The organism is Pseudomonas sp. NY15372 (assembly GCF_048068215.1).
GTDB lineage: Bacteria > Pseudomonadota > Gammaproteobacteria > Pseudomonadales > Pseudomonadaceae > Aquipseudomonas > Aquipseudomonas guariconensis_A.
The window spans coordinates 253976-268355 of sequence record NZ_JBLUPY010000001.1; the positions used below are offsets into that span (position 1 = coordinate 253976).

A 14380-nucleotide genomic window follows, 5' to 3' on the forward strand; every position below is an offset into this window, starting at 1 on the left:
GCGAAGGCATGGCGGGACCGGCACAGGCTCTGCGAGAATGGCCGGCGTTCCCGGAATGGGTCGAGTCTAGGCAAACGCCTGGGCCCGGCCTATGCCGGATCTGTTCAGTAAACCTGGCATTTTTTGCCACCCAGCATAGACAGTGAAAACCAGCCATGCGCGATAGCGATTCGGTCGCGGTGTACTTCCTCAACGCCATGCTGCACAGCCTGCGCGAGCGTCCCGGCGAGCGCGACGCCTACCTGCGCGCGGTAGGCATCGACCCGGCCCTGCTCGCGCAGCCCCAGGCACGGGTACCGGCCAAGGCGTTCGCCCAGCTGTGGCTGGAGCTGATCCATGTGCTGGATGACGAGTTCTTTCATTTGGATAGCCATGGCATGCCCATCGGCAGCTTCGCGCTGATCTGCCGTGGCCTGATCCAGGAGCCCACCCTGGAGAAGGCCCTGCGCCAGTGCCTGGGCAATTTCGCCTTGTTCCTGCGCGACCTGCGCGGCGCGTTCTCGGTGCGTGGCGGTCGGGCGGTGGTCAGCGTGCAATCGACCATCGCCGACCCGCTGACCCGGGTGTACGCCGAGGAAACCTTCCTGGTGCTGGTGATCGGCTTGCTTTGCTGGCTCGCCGGGCGGCGCATCGCCATCGACCGTACCGAGCTTGCGGTGGCCCGCCCGGCCCAGGAGGACGATACGCTGCTGTGGGGGCCGGACCTGCGCCTGGGCAGCGGTCGCACCGAGGTGGAGTTCGACAGTGCCTACCTGCGCCTGCCGGTGGTGCAGGACTTGGCCGCACTGAAAACCTTCCTGCGCAGCGCACCCCAGGGGCTGGTGATTCGCTTTCGCAACCAGAACGGCCTGGCGGCGGTGGTCTACCGCCATTTACGTGCCCGGCGCTACGGCCAATGGCCGACCCTGCAGGCCATGGCCGAGCAGCAGGGCATCAGTGCCAGCACGTTCCGCCGCCAGCTGGAACGGGAAGGGCGCTCGTACCAGCAGATCAAGGACGAGGTGCGCCGGGCCATGGCCTTCGAGCGCTTGCGTGAAGGTGTGCTGAGCATCGCCGAGATCGCCGAGCAGACCGGCTTCCAGGAGCCCAGCGCCTTTCACCGTGCCTTCAAGAAGTGGACCGGGTACAGCCCAGGGAGCTATCGGGCGCGGTTGGCCGGGCGGTAGTGGCGGCCGCTGTGGGGCCCATCGCGGCGCAAGGCCGCTCTCATAGAACAACGCATAACTATTTGAGTTTGCAGGTCCTTTGTGGGAGCCAACTGTCTTGAGTTGCTTGCCCCGGTCCTATCGCTGGCAAGCCAGCTCCCACAGGTACGGCGGTGTCTTTGAAAACAGCGCAGGCCGGGTGGGAGCGGGCTTGTCCCGCGATTGGGCCGGGCCCGATATCATCGTCGCCTGGCAAGGGCTTCGCCCTTGATCGCGGGCAAGCCCGCTCCCACAGGGGGCGCGGCGTTAGCCGCTTGTTCTCTGTGGGCTTGTTCCGCGATGAAGCTGTCCAGGTCGATCAGGCCGGCACCATGGCAAAGCCCACGCCAAAACGATTCCAGGCATTGATGGTGGCAATGGCCAGGGTCAGGTTGGCCACTTCAGCGGGCTCGAAATGCTCCAGCAGCGCTTCGTACTGCGGTTGGGGCGCGCCGCGTTCGGGTAGGCGGGTAAGGCACTCCAGCCAAGCCAGGGCGGCCCGTTCGCGGGGCGTGAAATAAGTGGTTTCCTGCCAGACGCAGAGGGTCTGCAGGCGGGCTTCGGTTTCCCCGGCCTTGCGCGCATCGTTGGCGTGCATGTTGACGCAATAGGCGCAGCCGTTGATCTGCGAGGCGCGCAGCCGAACCAGTTCGAGCAGCGAGTTCTCCAGGCCGCTGTTGGCCAGGGCTTGCTCCAGGCCGATCATGGCTTTGTAGGCTTGCGGGGCGTGCTTGGCCCATTCGATACGGTCGTGCATGGTTGACTCCGGTGTGAGGGTGGATAGTGTTCTCGGCCGCGCTGCGACCCATCGCGGGACAAGCCCGCTCCCACTGGGTCATACCTTAGCGCCGGGCCATGGATCGCCCGATAGCCAATCCCAGGTTTTGCCAGGGGACCAATCGATCCATTCAGGGGGCCACTGACCTGCATCCAATCTCTTCATTTTGGCTCGCCTGGCCAAGGCGGGATAATGACCGGGTCTTGCACCCAGAGAGTCCAACGATGTCCGATGAACGTTTCATGCGCGAAGCCCTCGACCTGGCCCGCGCCAACATCCAGGCTGGCGGGCGCCCGTTCGGTGCCGTGCTGGTGTACCAGGGCAAGGTGTTGGCGCGTGCCGTCAATGAAATCCACAGCACCCAGGACCCGACCACCCACGCCGAGATGCAGGCGATCCGCAAGGCTGCCCAGGCCCTGGGGCAACCACGCCTGGACGGCGCCGAGCTCTATGCCAGCGGCCACCCGTGCCCGATGTGCCTGGCGGCCATGCACCTGTGCGGCATCGAACGGGCCTGGTTTGCCTATGACAATGACGAAGGCGAGCCCTATGGCCTGTCCACCGCCGCGGTATATGCACAGATGGCGCGCCCACCTCAGCAGCAGAGCCTGCCCCTGAAACCGCTCAAGCCTGCCGGGGAGGCCGACCTGTATCTTCAGTGGAAGCAGGCGCACCAGGCATGAGAGGTGCACTGAACCTGTTGCTGGTGCTGCTGCTGGCGCTGAACCTGCGGCCGATCCTCACCAGTATCGGTCCGCTGCTCGAACCCATGCGCGCCAGTACCGGCCTTGGCTACCAGCAAGCAGCTCTGCTGACGGCTCTGCCGGTGCTGTGCATGGGCCTGATCCCCTTGCTGCAACCTTGGTTGCGCCGTTGGCTGAGCGAGCATGGCGGCATGCTCATGGGGCTGGCGGCGATCGCCCTGGCGTGTCTGTGGCGGCTGCAACTGGACAGCGCCTGGGCGCTGATCGCCAGTGCGGTGCTGGCCGGGCTCGGCGTGGCCATCGTCCAGGGCATGATGCCGGGCCTGGTCAACCGTTGGTTCCCCACGCGCCTGGCGACCACCATGGGCTTGTACTCGGCGGCCTTGATGAGCGGGGGAGGCCTGGCGGCGGTGCTCGGGCCTTCGATCAGCGAGGCCAGCGGGCGCTGGCAGACCGGCCTGGGCGTCTGGGCACTGCCCGCCGTGCTGGCTGTACTGGCCTGGCTGGTACTCAGGCCGCGGCACAATACGCCGAAGCTGGCCGGGGGTGGCGGTGGGCACTGGTTCGGCAACCGTCGGGCCTGGCTGTTGGCCAGCTACTTCGGCCTGATCAACGGCGGCTATACCAGTATGGTGGCCTGGTTGCCGGCCTACCATATCGAGCATGGCGGCACTGCCCAGGGTGGCGGTGAGCTGGTCGGCCTGATGACCATCTTCCAGGTCACCGGGGCCCTGGGTCTACCGTTGTTGTTGCGCAGCCTGGCGGACCGTCGGCCGGGCCTGTGGCTGGCACTGTCGATCCAGCTGCTGGGCTTCCTTGGCCTGCTGCTGGCGCCGACCCTGGCCATGGGCGTGTGGGTGGCGATGATCGGCCTGGGCCTGGGCGCATGCTTCAGCCTGAGCCTGACCCTGACCCTCGAGCACTTGAAGAAGGACCCCGCGCAAGCGGGCAGCCTGGCGGCGTTCGTCCAGGGCATCGGTTTCATCATCACCGGTATCGTGCCGTACATCACCGGTTGGCTGCGTGATGTGAGCGGGGACTTCCAGGCCTCCTGGACATTGCTGGCGATCACCGTGGTGGCGATGCTGCTGGTGACCGTGCGCTTCGTCCCGCGAGGCTATGCCACCGCCATTTCCCGCCCGGGGCAGGCGGCGCAGGCGACGGTCAGCTGAGGCCCTGCAAGGTATCGCGGACCCGGTCCAGCGCCGGGTCGATGTCCAGCAGCTCGATGGCCCCGAAGCCGAACAGCAGCCCCGGGCGTACCGGGGCTTCGTTGAAGAATGGGGCCAGCGAGTAGAGGCCCACCTCGACCTTGCGCGCCAGGCTCACCAGCAGCTCCACATTCACCCCGGGGCTTGCCAGGGCGCTGAGGTGAAAGCCGGCGTTGGCCGGCACCGCCGTCAGCCAGGGCGCCAGGTCGCCGTCCAGGCGTGCCAGGATCCGTTCGCGGCGGGTGCTGTACACCTCATGACAGCGGCGGATGTGCTTGTTCAGGTGCCCCTCGCTGATGAAGCGCGCCAGTGCCCATTGCTGCAGGGTCGGGCTGTGCCAGTCAGTCAGGTGCTTGGCCGCACAGGCCGCTTGCAGCACGCTTGGCGGCAGCACGGCGTAGCCCAGACGCAGCTCCGGTAGCAAGGTCTTGGAAAAGGTCCCGACATACGCCACCAGGCCGTGTCGGTCGAGGCGTTGCAGGGCATCGCTGGCAGGCCCCTGGTAGCGGAATTCGCAGTCGTAGTCGTCTTCGATGATCAGTGCGCCGAGCTCGGCCGCGCGGGCCAGCAAGGCCATACGCCGCCGCTCGCTCATCGGCATGCCCAGCGGGAATTGGTGCGAGGGCGTCACATAGATCAGCCGCGTGCCATCGGCGATCTGCTCCACGCACATGCCTTCATCGTCCACCGGCACCGCTTGCATGCGCGCGCCCAGCGCCAGGAACAGCTGGCGCGCCGGGGGGTAGCCGGGGTCTTCCATGGCCACCTGGCAGCCCGGCTCGATCAGTACCCGGGCGATCAGGTCCAGGGCCTGTTGAGCGCCGTTGCACACCAGTACATCCGCTGCGCTGCAATGCACACCGCGGGCGAAGGCGATGTGGTGGGCGATGGCTTCGCGCAGTTCGGGCAGGCCTTGGGCAGGGAAATGCCGCTGGGGGTGGCGCTGGCTGCGCCGCAGGGCGTATTGCAGGCAACTGCGCCACTGGTCGAAGGGGAATTGCGCCTTGCTCGAGGCGCCGCCGACGAAGTCATGACGCGATGGCGCATGCTGGGCCTGCCCGGCCAGCACCGTGGCGCGCTGCTGCCAGCGTTGCAACGTATCGGCGGCGGCCAGGGGAATGGGCTGGGCGTCGCTGGCCTGCAACGGCTTGCGCGGGGTGATGAACGTGCCGCGGCCGACCACGCCGCTGAGCAGGTTGTCGTAGGTCAGGCGTGAATAGGCCTCGGCCACCGTCTTGCGTGACACGCCCAATTGTTCGGCGAGCAGGCGGGTGGGGGGCAACTGGGTGCCGGCGGCCAGATGGCCGCTGTCGATGCCGGCGCGCAGCTGTTGGTAGAGCTGGTCGGCCAGGCCTTTGCGGCCTTGCAGGCGGATATGCAGTTCCATGGGTTGTCCGAAATGCAGGATGATCAGAGCTTCGGGTTTTGTGGGTCGGGCTGCAAGGGGCCAAGCCCACATACAGGTGTACCGCAGCCGACAGGGCCTTGAAGGGCTGCCTCGACGATCTCGATCCAATGGCGCACCGGTGTGCGCCCGGCGCTGCCCAAGTGTGCCTGACAGCCGATGTTGGCGGTTGCGATGACCTCGGGGTCGCCGCTTTCCAGGGCAGTGAGGCGGTTGTCCCGCAGTTGACGCGAGAGCGTGGGCTGGGTCAGCGAGTAGGTGCCCGCAGAGCCGCAACACAGGTGGCCATCGGCAACCGGAGTCAGGGTGAAACCCAGGCGGGTCAGCAACTGTTCCACTGCGCCGCCGAGCTTCAGGGCATGCTGGAGCGTGCAGGGGCAATGAAAGGCCAGGCGCTGCTCGGCGCACAGTCCCAGGCGCTCGATCGGCTCGGCCTGTAGCACTTCCACCAGGTCCCGGGCCAGGGCGCTGACCTGGGCAGCCTTGGCGGCATAGCGTGGGTCGTTTTCCAGCAAGTGGCCATAATCGCGGACGAACGCCCCGCAGCCGCTGGCCGTTTGCACGATCGCCTCGGCGCCGGCTTCGATCGCCGGCCACCAGGCGTCGATGTTGCGCCGGGCGCGCGCCAGGCCTTGCGCCTGGGCATTGAGGTGATAATCGACGGCGCCGCAGCAACCGACGCCCGGAGCCGGCTCGACACTGATGCCCAGGCGGTCCAGCAGGCGTGCGGCAGCGGCATTGGTGTTGGGTGACAACGCCGGCTGCACGCAGCCTTCGAGCAGCAGTACGCGGCGCGCATGGCGCGGTGCCGGTCGTTCACCGGGGTGGGGCACCTGGCTTGGCAGCTTCGCCTCGACCGTTGCCGGCAGCAGGGGCCGCAGAGCCTGCCCGGCACGAACGAGCGCTGTGAACAGTGCAGGGCGCGGCACTACCGCCCGCAGGCCTTGGCGCAGCAGGCGCTCGCCCAGGGGGCGTGGTACCTGCCGCTCGACCACGGGGCGGCCGATGTCCAGCAGGTCGTGGTATTTGACGCCCGAAGGACAGGTGGTTTCGCAGTTGCGACAGCTCAGGCAGCGGTCCAGGTGCAACTGCGTGCTGGCGCTGGCCGGTGCGCCTTCGAGCACCTGCTTGATCAGGTAGATGCGTCCGCGTGGCCCGTCCAGCTCGTCGCCCAGCAACTGGTAGGTGGGGCAGGTTGCGGTGCAGAAACCGCAGTGCACGCAACTGCGCAGGATGCGCTCGGCTTCGTCGGCACGGGCCAGGCGCTTGGCGGCATCGCTCAGGTTGGTTTGCATGGCATCGCCTCACAGGTCCGGGTACAGGCGCCCAGGGTTGAAGATCCCCTGGGGGTCGAGTTGTCGCTTGAGGGCGCGGTGGTAGCGCATCAACGCCGGGGGCAACGGCGACATGCTGTCGTCGCCGGGCGTGTAGGCCGTGGCATGGCCACCGACTTTGGCGACCTGCTCGCGGATCAGCGTCGCGGGGGCCGAAGACTTCAACCAGCGCTGGGCGCCGCCCCAGTCGATCAGTTGTTGGCCGGGCAGAGCCAGCTCGCCGGTGACGCTGGGCAGCGACAGCCGCCATAACGGGGCAGGGTCTTCGAAGAACGGCAGCCGCTGCTCGCGCAAGTCTGTCCAGAAATGGCTCGTGACCGTCTCGCCCCCCAAGCGCTGGCTCGCCGACAGCACCGACCCTTCGCCGCCTTCCAGGCGCAGGTAGAGCGCTTGGCCGTCGTGGCAGGCGGCGCTGATCGGCAACGGCTGTTGACCCCACTCGGCCAGCTCGCCCAGGGCCTGGCGTACAGTCATCGGCAGGCGCAGGCTCAGGCATTGTCGAGGACGCGGCAGTACCTTCAACGACACCTCGGTCAGCAGGCCCAGGCAGCCGAAGCTTGCCGCCATCAACCGGGACACGTCATAACCGGCGACATTCTTCATCACCTCGCCGCCAAAGCGCAGCAGCCTGCCATGGCCGGTGATGACCCGGGTGCCAAGGACATAGTCACGTACCGCGCCCGCCCAGGGCCGGCGTGGGCCCGACAAGCCCGCTGCGACCATGCCGCCGAGGGTGGCGTCAGGGCCCAGGTGAGGGGGTTCGCACGGCAGCATCTGCCCGGCCTCGTGCAGCACCGCCTCGATGTGTTGCAAAGGCGTGCCGGCGCGGGCGCTGATCACCAGTTCGGTGGGGTCGTAGTGGACAATGCCACGGTGCTCGCGGGTATCGAGGGTTTCCCCAGCGACCGCGCGGCCGAGCATGGCCTTGCTGTTGCCGCCCTGGATACGCAACGGCGTGCCCATTGCCAGGGCCTGGTTGACCTGCTCCAGCAGGCGTTCGCTCAGGTCGCGATCCTGGCTCATCAGAAGCGCTCCAGGTCAGGGAAGGGCAACTGTCCGTGATGTACGTGCATCGCACCGAACTCGGCGCAGCGATGCAGCGTGGGGATGTTCTTGCCGGGGTTGAGCAGGCCATTGGGGTCGAATGCCGCCTTCACCGCGTGGAACAAGGTGAGCTCGTCGTCGTTGAACTGTACGCACATCTGGTTGATCTTCTCGCGGCCGACACCATGCTCGCCGGTGATGCTGCCGCCGACCGCCACGCACAGTTCGAGGATCTTGCCGCCGAGGGCTTCGGCGCGCTCCAGCTCGCCGGGCAGGTTGGCGTCGAACAGGATCAACGGGTGCATGTTGCCGTCGCCGGCATGGAACACGTTGGCCACCCGCAGGCCATGGGCCTCGGACAGTGCGGCGATGCCCTCCAGTACCCGTGGCAGTTCACGGCGGGGAATGGTGCCGTCCATGCAGTAGTAGTCGGGCGAAATGCGCCCTACCGCAGGGAAGGCGTTCTTGCGTCCGGCCCAGAAGCGCGCGCGCTCGGCCTCATCGCAGGCCAGGCGCACGTCGCGGGCACCGGCCTGGCGCAGCACGGCGTCGACCCGTTGGCAGTCGTCCTGCACGTCGGCTTCGACGCCGTCCAGCTCGCACAACAGGATGGCCGCGGCCTCCACCGGGTAGCCCGCGTGGATGAAGTCCTCGGCGGCGCGGATCGCCAGGTTGTCCATCATTTCCAGCCCCCCAGGGATGATGCCGGCGTCGAGGATGCCGGCCACCGCGCGGCCGGCGTCCTCGACCTTGTCGAAGCTGGCCAGCAGCACCCGTGCCACCTGGGGCTTGGGCAACAGCTTGACGGTGACTTCGATGACGATGCCGAGCATGCCTTCGGAGCCGGTGAACAAGGCCAGCAGGTCGAAGCCGGGGCTGTCGAGGGTGTCGCTGCCCAGGGTCAGGTGTTCGCCTTCGATGGTGAGGATGTCGACCTTGAGCAGGTTATGCACGGTCAGGCCGTATTTCAGGCAGTGCACGCCACCGGCGTTTTCCGCGACATTGCCGCCGATTGAGCAGGCGATCTGCGACGAAGGGTCTGGCGCGTAGTACAGCCCATGGGGCGCTGCGGCCTGGGAGATCGCCAGGTTGCGCACGCCGGGTTGGACCCTGGCGAAGCGGCCTTGCGGGTTGACTTCGAGGACGCGATTGAAGCGCGCCATCACCAGCAGGATGCCTTGCGCCAAGGGCAGGGCACCGCCAGAAAGGCCCGTGCCGGCGCCGCGTGCCACCACCGGGACGCCGCGACGGTGGCACAGGCGCAGCAGGGCCTGGACCTGTTCGATGCGCTCGGGCAGCACCACCAGCAAGGGGACGGTCCGGTAGGCCGAGAGACCATCGCACTCGTAGGGCTTGAGGTCTTCGGTGCGGTGGAGGACCTGAAGGTCCGGCAGGGTGCTGCGCAGTTCGGCCAGCAATTGGGCCTTGTCGATCGTGGGCAACGGGCCGTCGAGGCGGTCGTCGTAGAGGATGTTCATGTGTCGTTCGCCGAATTGTTCTTGTTATGGCTGTAGCGCCCCAATCACCGGCGAGCCGGCTACCTTCGTATCCCTGTGGAAGCGGGCTTGCCGGCGGTTGAGGCGTTAGTGGCCGCGCCGATCATTGCGCCAGGCGCCTGATCATCGCCACCGTCAGGTACAACCGTGGGGCGATGCTGGCGAGCTCGATGTATTCATCCTCGGCATGTAACCCGGCACCGACCACACCCATGGTCTCCAGCACCGCCGGCTTGGCGCTGCCGGGTACGTAGGCATAGCCGGCGTCGGTGCCAAAGCGCATGGCGATGGGTTCGAGGGTATGGTCGATCTGGCCGTACAGCTCTCGGGCCGTCTCGGCCAACTGGCGCGAGCCTTCGTTGCGGGCCAGGGGCGGGCGGCCTTTTTCCAGGGTCACGGTGGCCTGGGTGTCTTCGATCAGGTGCTTTTGCGCGATGCGCCTGGCATCGGCCGCCACACGCTCGGTTTCGCTGAGGTCCGAATAGCGCATGTCGGCTTGCGCACTCGCCAGGGCCGGGATGATGTTGGCTTTCTCGCCGGCCTTGGCCAGGGTCCAGTTCACCGTGGTGCCTTTGCTGGCATCGCCCAGGTCCTTGAGCTGGAGCAGCTGGTGGGCCAGTTCGGTCAAGGCGTTGCGGCCTTGCTCGGGGGCGGAGCCGGCGTGGGAGGAGCGCCCTTTCACCTCGAGCTTGAGGCGGTTGATGCCGTTGGTGGCGACGGTCACCGCGTCCTTGTCCGGCGGCTCGTAGGAGAAGACATAGTCATGCTTGCGGGCGAGCTGCGCGATGAGCTGTTTGGAACCCGCCGAGCCCATTTCCTCATCCGGGTTGAACAGCACGGTCAGCGTGCGATACCCCTTGAACTGCTGGTCCTGCAGCAGCTTGAGCGCATGCAGGATCATCGCCACGCCGCCCTTGGCATCGGCCACGCCTGGGCCATAGGCGCGCTCGCCTTGCACCCGGAACGGCCGCTTGGCTACGGTGCCTGGGCCGAACACCGTGTCGTAATGCACCATCAGCAAAAAATCCTTGCTGCCGTTGCCCTTGAATGTCCCGACGATGTTGTCGCCCACCGAGGGTTTGGCCGGGCTGGTGTGCACATCGGCACCCAGGGCCTTCAGGCGCTTGGCCAGTTCCGCGCCGACCTGGGCCAGGCCTGCTTGCGTGCCGGTACCGGTATCGACCGACACCAGGGTCTTGAGGGTGGCGAGGTAGGCCGCTTGCTCGGCCTGGGCCTGCTCGAGCAGGTCGTGGGGGGAAGACTCGGCGGCGAGCGCCGGTGAGCAGGCGATGCACAGCGCCAGGGCCATGGCGTAGGGAGGGCGTGACAAAAGCATGGGCTTGGGCCTCTTTTCCTTGTGGTCAAGAGGTACAGCCTAGACCACTGCGCGCGGTGCCGGCCCGCAGGCGAGCACCGGCGCACTGGGTGTTACAGGTCCAGCACCAGGCGGGCGCTGCGGGCGCGGGACACGCACAGCATCATGGTTTGCTGCGAGGCTTTCTCCTCGTCGCTCAGGTATTGGTCGAAATGCTCGGCCTCGCCTTCGAGAATGGCGGTCTCGCAGGTGCCGCACACGCCTTCGCGGCACAGGCATTCGACCTTGGCCGCCTTGGCTTTCTCGATGGCCTGGAGGATGGTCATGCCTTCCTCGACCTCAAGCTCGGTACCGGACTTGGCCAGCACCACGGTGAACGCGGCACCTGCGGCAGGCGCGGCGGCGGCGAACTGCTCCCAGTGCACGCGTGAGTCGTGAATGCCTGCAGCGGCGGCAGTGGCGATCACCGCATCGATCAGCGGCTTGGGCCCGCACACGTAAAGGTGTGCGTCATCGGCCAGGCCCGCGCACAGGCCGGCCAGGTCCAGCTTGCGGTCCAGGCTGTCGATGTAGAAGCGGGTGCTTTGTGCATGGGGCCCGCTTTCCAGATCACCCTGGAAGGCGCCATGTTCCGGCGCACGGAAGGCGTAGTGCAGTTCGTAGGGGGTACCGCTGCCTTCGAGCTCGTGCAACTGAGCCAGGAACGGGGTGATGCCGATGCCGCCGGCGATCAGCACATGGCGGCCAGCCGCAGGGTCGAGGGCGAACAGGTTGTTGGGGGTGGAGATGGTCAGTTCGCTGCCCACCTCGACCTGGTTGTGCATGAACGCCGAACCGCCCTTGGACTGCTCTTCCAGGCGCACGCCGATCTGGTAGTGGGAGAGGTCACGCGGGTCGCTCATCAACGAGTAGGCGTTGCTGAACCGGTTGCCGCAGGCCGACTGCATCTGCACGATGACGTGGCTGCCGCCGGTGAAGGCGGGCAGGGCGGCGCCGTCTTCGCGGGCCAGGGTGAAGCGCTTGATCAGCGGCGTGGCCTGTTCCACGTCGGTGACTCGCACCTTGAACATTTCGTATTGCTTGGCCATGGTTCACCTCGACTTGCAGCACACACGGCAGGCCCTGCCGCGTGGCACGGATACTGGCCTGCTCAAACGGCGAGGCACAGGTACTTGATTTCCAGATAGTCCTCGATGCCGTACTTGGAGCCTTCGCGGCCCAGGCCCGATTGCTTGACGCCACCGAACGGTGCGACCTCGTTGGAGATCAGCCCGGTATTGATGCCGACCATGCCGTACTCCAGGCGCTCGGCCACGCGGAACACGCGGGCCAGGTCGCGGCTGTAGAAATACGCCGCCAGGCCGTACTGGGTGGCGTTGGCCAGCGCGATCACTTCGTCATCGGTGGTGAAGCGCACCAATGCGGCCACCGGGCCGAAGATTTCTTCCTGCAACAGCTCCATGCCAGGGGCGATGTCGGCGAGCACGGTCGGCTCGAAGAATTGCCCTCCCAGTGCGTGGGCCTTGCCACCGAGCAGCACGCTGGCGCCTTTACCGGTGGCGTCGTCGATCAGGCTGCGCACCTTGGCCACGGCCTTGTCGCTGATCAGCGGGCCGATCTGCGTGCCTTCGGCATGGCCGTGGCCGACCGTCAGGGCGCGCACGCGCTCGACGAAACGCTGCGCGAATCGCTCGTAGACGCTGTCGTGCACATAGAAACGGTTGACGCACACGCAGGTCTGCCCGGCGTTGCGGTACTTGGCGATCAGCGCACCGTCGACCGCTGCGTCGATGTCGGCATCGTCGAAGACGATGAACGGCGCGTTGCCGCCCAGTTCCAGGCTGACTTTCTTGATGGTTTCGGCGCATTGGCCCATGAGCAGGCGGCCTACCGGGGTGGAACCGGTGAAGCTGAGCTTGCGCACGCTCGGGTGGCCGGTGAACTGGGCGCCGATGGCCGGGGCATCGCCGGTGACCACGCTGAACACGCCGGCCGGGACGCCCGCGCGCTCAGCGAGTTCGACCAGTGCCAGGGCGCTGAACGGGGTTTCGTTGGCCGGCTTGACCACGATGGTGCAGCCAGCGGCCAGGGCCGGGGCGACCTTGCGGGTGATCATCGCCGCCGGGAAGTTCCACGGGGTAATCGCGGTGCAGACGCCGATGCCTTGCTTGATCACCAGCAGGCGCTTGTCGTTGGCCGGGCTTGGGATCACGTCGCCGTAGACGCGCTTGCCTTCTTCGGCGAACCATTCGACGAAGGAGGCGGCGTAGCGGATTTCGCCCAAGGCCTCGTGCAGGGGCTTGCCCTGTTCACGGGTCATCAGCTGGGCCAGGTCGTGCTCGTGCTCGAGCAGCAGTTCGAACCAGCGGCGCAGGATGTTCGCCCGCCCCTTGGCCGTACGTCCACGCCAGTCAGCCAGGGCCGTCTCGGCTGCTTCGATGGCGCGCACGGCCTCGGCGGCGCCCATCAGCGGTACATGGCCGAGCAGCTCGCCGCTGGCCGGGTCGTTGACCGCCAAGGTCTGCCGGCCGTCGGCATCGCACCAGCGACCGGCGATGTAGGCCTGCTGGCGGAACAGCTTGTTGTCTTGAAGTTTCACGCAAGGTTCTCCGAAGGCCGCCGACCGCTGGGCCGGCGGCCGGGTGCATCAGTCCAGGTGGGCGATGGCGATCAGGTTGTGGAAGTGGGCGATGCCGTGTTCGCTCACGCCGCTGCGCTGCTGGTCGACCATGATCCGGCCTTGGCCGCGGTAGCCGCGGGACTTCAGGCCCTTTTGCACGCTTTCCACCAGGCGCAGGTCTTCCGGGCGGAACACTTCGCGGTACCAGTCGATGAGCTTGAGCTGCTCTTCGGTGAGGTCCTTGTTCAGGAAGTAGATGTCGTAATGCTGCAGGGTGGTTTCGGCATCGACTGGGAACTCATAGATCACGGTCATGAAGTTCGCTCCCGGCGGCACGTTGAACATGGTGCACGGCCAGGCCCAGAAGCCGGCGAAGGAGGGGTCCTTGACCGATTCGTCGAACTTGAACGACTGCTCCGAAGGCTTGGCCAGGCCGTACTGCAGGGTCCAGTTGCCATGCAGGCTGTGGTTGTACTGGCCGACGTCCACGGAGTCGGAGAAGCCTGGGTGGGCCGGGGCGCAGTGGTAGCACTCCAGGTAGTTGTCGACGATCGACTTCCAGTTGGCCGGCGTATCGCTGACGAAACGTGCGGCCAGATGCAGGTCGTCGATCACGCCGCAGGCTTCGCGCATACGCTTCTGCAGGCCTGGCAGCTGGTCTTCGACGCTGCCGGCCTCCATGTCCATGTTGATGAAGATGAAGCCTGCGTACTCTTCGACGCGCAGTTGCACCAGGGTGGAGTTTTCCTTGTCGAAGCCGGCCACGTTCTCACAGTTGCGGGCGTGGGCCAGCTCGCCGTCGAGCTTGAAGGTCCAGGCGTGGTACGGGCAGGTGATCACATTCTTGGCCTTGCCGCTGCCTTCGAGCAGTTGGTGGCCACGGTGCGGGCAGACGTTGTAGAAGGCGCGCAGCACGTCGTCGCGGCCGCGTACGACGATGATGCTTTCGCCGATCACCTCACGGGTGATGTAGGCGTTCTTCTCGGCGACTTCACTGCGGTGACCGACGCAGATCCAGCTCTTGGCGAAGATCGCTTCCTTCTCGTGCTCGAACACCGCGGCCTGGGTGTAGAAATTGGCCGGAATGGTGAAGGCTACTTCAGGGTTGGCGCAGAAATCGGCGGGCAGGCGTTTGAAATCGTTCATGGCTCTATCTCGGTTTTACTTATTGGTTAACGCGTATCTATGGGTTAACAGGGTGGGCAAAAAAATTTGCCTTGGTTCAGCCGCTCTTCTGTAGGAGCGGCCTTGTGCCGCGAAAGGACCGCCAAGCGGTCCCCGCGCTACCT

General features: G+C 66.4%; 12 protein-coding genes. 3 read left to right on the forward strand and 9 right to left on the reverse strand.

All coding sequences use genetic code 11. The features are described 5' to 3' along the window. The first annotated feature begins 155 nt into the window (after positions 1-155). Positions 156-1166: an AraC family transcriptional regulator ligand-binding domain-containing protein gene (locus ACNFG0_RS01130; RefSeq protein ID WP_416763817.1), complete on the forward strand. Its 1011-nt coding sequence runs from the start codon at positions 156-158 to the stop codon at positions 1164-1166. Positions 1167-1503: 337 nt separating this feature from the next. Here ACNFG0_RS01130 and ACNFG0_RS01135 read toward each other — a convergent pair whose 3' ends face one another. Beyond that, entirely contained in the window at positions 1504-1941 is a 438-nt protein-coding gene (locus ACNFG0_RS01135) for a carboxymuconolactone decarboxylase family protein (RefSeq protein ID WP_196143106.1), read from the reverse strand. A gap of 245 nt (positions 1942-2186) precedes the next feature. Here ACNFG0_RS01135 and ACNFG0_RS01140 point away from each other — a divergent pair, with 245 nt between their 5' ends. Together ACNFG0_RS01140 and ACNFG0_RS01145 are read left to right on the forward strand one after the other, a co-directional pair. Continuing rightward, positions 2187-2645: a nucleoside deaminase gene (locus tag ACNFG0_RS01140; protein ID WP_196143105.1), complete on the forward strand. Its 459-nt coding sequence runs from the start codon at positions 2187-2189 to the stop codon at positions 2643-2645. Then, on the forward strand, positions 2642-3838 hold the full coding sequence (locus tag ACNFG0_RS01145) for a CynX/NimT family MFS transporter (protein WP_196154378.1): 1197 nt from the start codon (positions 2642-2644) through the stop codon (positions 3836-3838). Before ACNFG0_RS01140 ends, ACNFG0_RS01145 begins: the two co-directional genes overlap by 4 nt. Here ACNFG0_RS01145 and ACNFG0_RS01150 read toward each other — a convergent pair. The 8 genes from ACNFG0_RS01150 to ACNFG0_RS01185 all read right to left on the reverse strand — a co-directional run bounded on the left by ACNFG0_RS01150 (position 3831) and on the right by ACNFG0_RS01185 (position 14237). Further along, positions 3831-5264: a PLP-dependent aminotransferase family protein gene (locus tag ACNFG0_RS01150; protein ID WP_416763818.1), complete on the reverse strand. Its 1434-nt coding sequence runs from the start codon at positions 5262-5264 to the stop codon at positions 3831-3833. The two genes, ACNFG0_RS01145 and ACNFG0_RS01150, sit on opposite strands and share 8 nt — an antisense overlap. A gap of 23 nt (positions 5265-5287) precedes the next feature. Next, positions 5288-6577 (reverse strand): glycolate oxidase subunit GlcF, encoded by a 1290-nt coding sequence (glcF, locus tag ACNFG0_RS01155; protein WP_416763819.1) that lies wholly within the window; start codon positions 6575-6577, stop codon positions 5288-5290. Positions 6578-6586: 9 nt separating this feature from the next. Further along, a complete protein-coding gene (gene glcE, locus ACNFG0_RS01160; RefSeq protein WP_416763820.1) occupies positions 6587-7639 on the reverse strand; it encodes a glycolate oxidase subunit GlcE in 1053 nt (350 codons plus the stop codon). After that, a complete protein-coding gene (gene glcD / locus ACNFG0_RS01165; protein WP_196143100.1) occupies positions 7639-9138 on the reverse strand; it encodes a glycolate oxidase subunit GlcD in 1500 nt (499 codons plus the stop codon). Before glcD ends, glcE begins: the two co-directional genes overlap by 1 nt. A 121-nt stretch (positions 9139-9259) precedes the next feature. Next, positions 9260-10492: a M20/M25/M40 family metallo-hydrolase gene (locus ACNFG0_RS01170; RefSeq protein ID WP_196166288.1), complete on the reverse strand. Its 1233-nt coding sequence runs from the start codon at positions 10490-10492 to the stop codon at positions 9260-9262. A 92-nt stretch (positions 10493-10584) separates the two neighbouring features. Next, on the reverse strand, positions 10585-11559 hold the full coding sequence (locus ACNFG0_RS01175; protein WP_196154372.1) for a PDR/VanB family oxidoreductase: 975 nt from the start codon (positions 11557-11559) through the stop codon (positions 10585-10587). 62 nt (positions 11560-11621) lie between these two features. Continuing rightward, complete coding sequence (locus tag ACNFG0_RS01180; protein ID WP_416763821.1) at positions 11622-13070, reverse strand: NAD-dependent succinate-semialdehyde dehydrogenase; 1449 nt, start codon at positions 13068-13070, stop codon at positions 11622-11624. A gap of 48 nt (positions 13071-13118) precedes the next feature. Then, on the reverse strand, positions 13119-14237 hold the full coding sequence (locus tag ACNFG0_RS01185) for an aromatic ring-hydroxylating oxygenase subunit alpha (RefSeq protein WP_416763822.1): 1119 nt from the start codon (positions 14235-14237) through the stop codon (positions 13119-13121). Between the last annotated feature and the right edge of the window lie 143 nt (positions 14238-14380).

Excerpts from the sequence above, each read along its gene's own strand:
- ACNFG0_RS01130 (WP_416763817.1), top strand. The coding sequence starts at position 156 with ATGCGCGATAGCGATTCGGTCGCGGTGTACTTCCTCAACGCCATGCTG.
- ACNFG0_RS01135 (WP_196143106.1), bottom strand. The coding sequence starts at position 1,941 with ATGCACGACCGTATCGAATGGGCCAAGCACGCCCCGCAAGCCTACAAA.
- ACNFG0_RS01140 (WP_196143105.1), top strand. The coding sequence starts at position 2,187 with ATGTCCGATGAACGTTTCATGCGCGAAGCCCTCGACCTGGCCCGCGCC.
- ACNFG0_RS01145 (WP_196154378.1), top strand. The coding sequence starts at position 2,642 with ATGAGAGGTGCACTGAACCTGTTGCTGGTGCTGCTGCTGGCGCTGAAC.
- ACNFG0_RS01150 (WP_416763818.1), bottom strand. The coding sequence starts at position 5,264 with ATGGAACTGCATATCCGCCTGCAAGGCCGCAAAGGCCTGGCCGACCAG.
- glcF (WP_416763819.1), bottom strand. The coding sequence starts at position 6,577 with ATGCAAACCAACCTGAGCGATGCCGCCAAGCGCCTGGCCCGTGCCGAC.
- glcE (WP_416763820.1), bottom strand. The coding sequence starts at position 7,639 with ATGAGCCAGGATCGCGACCTGAGCGAACGCCTGCTGGAGCAGGTCAAC.
- glcD (WP_196143100.1), bottom strand. The coding sequence starts at position 9,138 with ATGAACATCCTCTACGACGACCGCCTCGACGGCCCGTTGCCCACGATC.
- ACNFG0_RS01170 (WP_196166288.1), bottom strand. The coding sequence starts at position 10,492 with ATGCTTTTGTCACGCCCTCCCTACGCCATGGCCCTGGCGCTGTGCATC.
- ACNFG0_RS01175 (WP_196154372.1), bottom strand. The coding sequence starts at position 11,559 with ATGGCCAAGCAATACGAAATGTTCAAGGTGCGAGTCACCGACGTGGAA.
- ACNFG0_RS01185 (WP_416763822.1), bottom strand. The coding sequence starts at position 14,237 with ATGAACGATTTCAAACGCCTGCCCGCCGATTTCTGCGCCAACCCTGAA.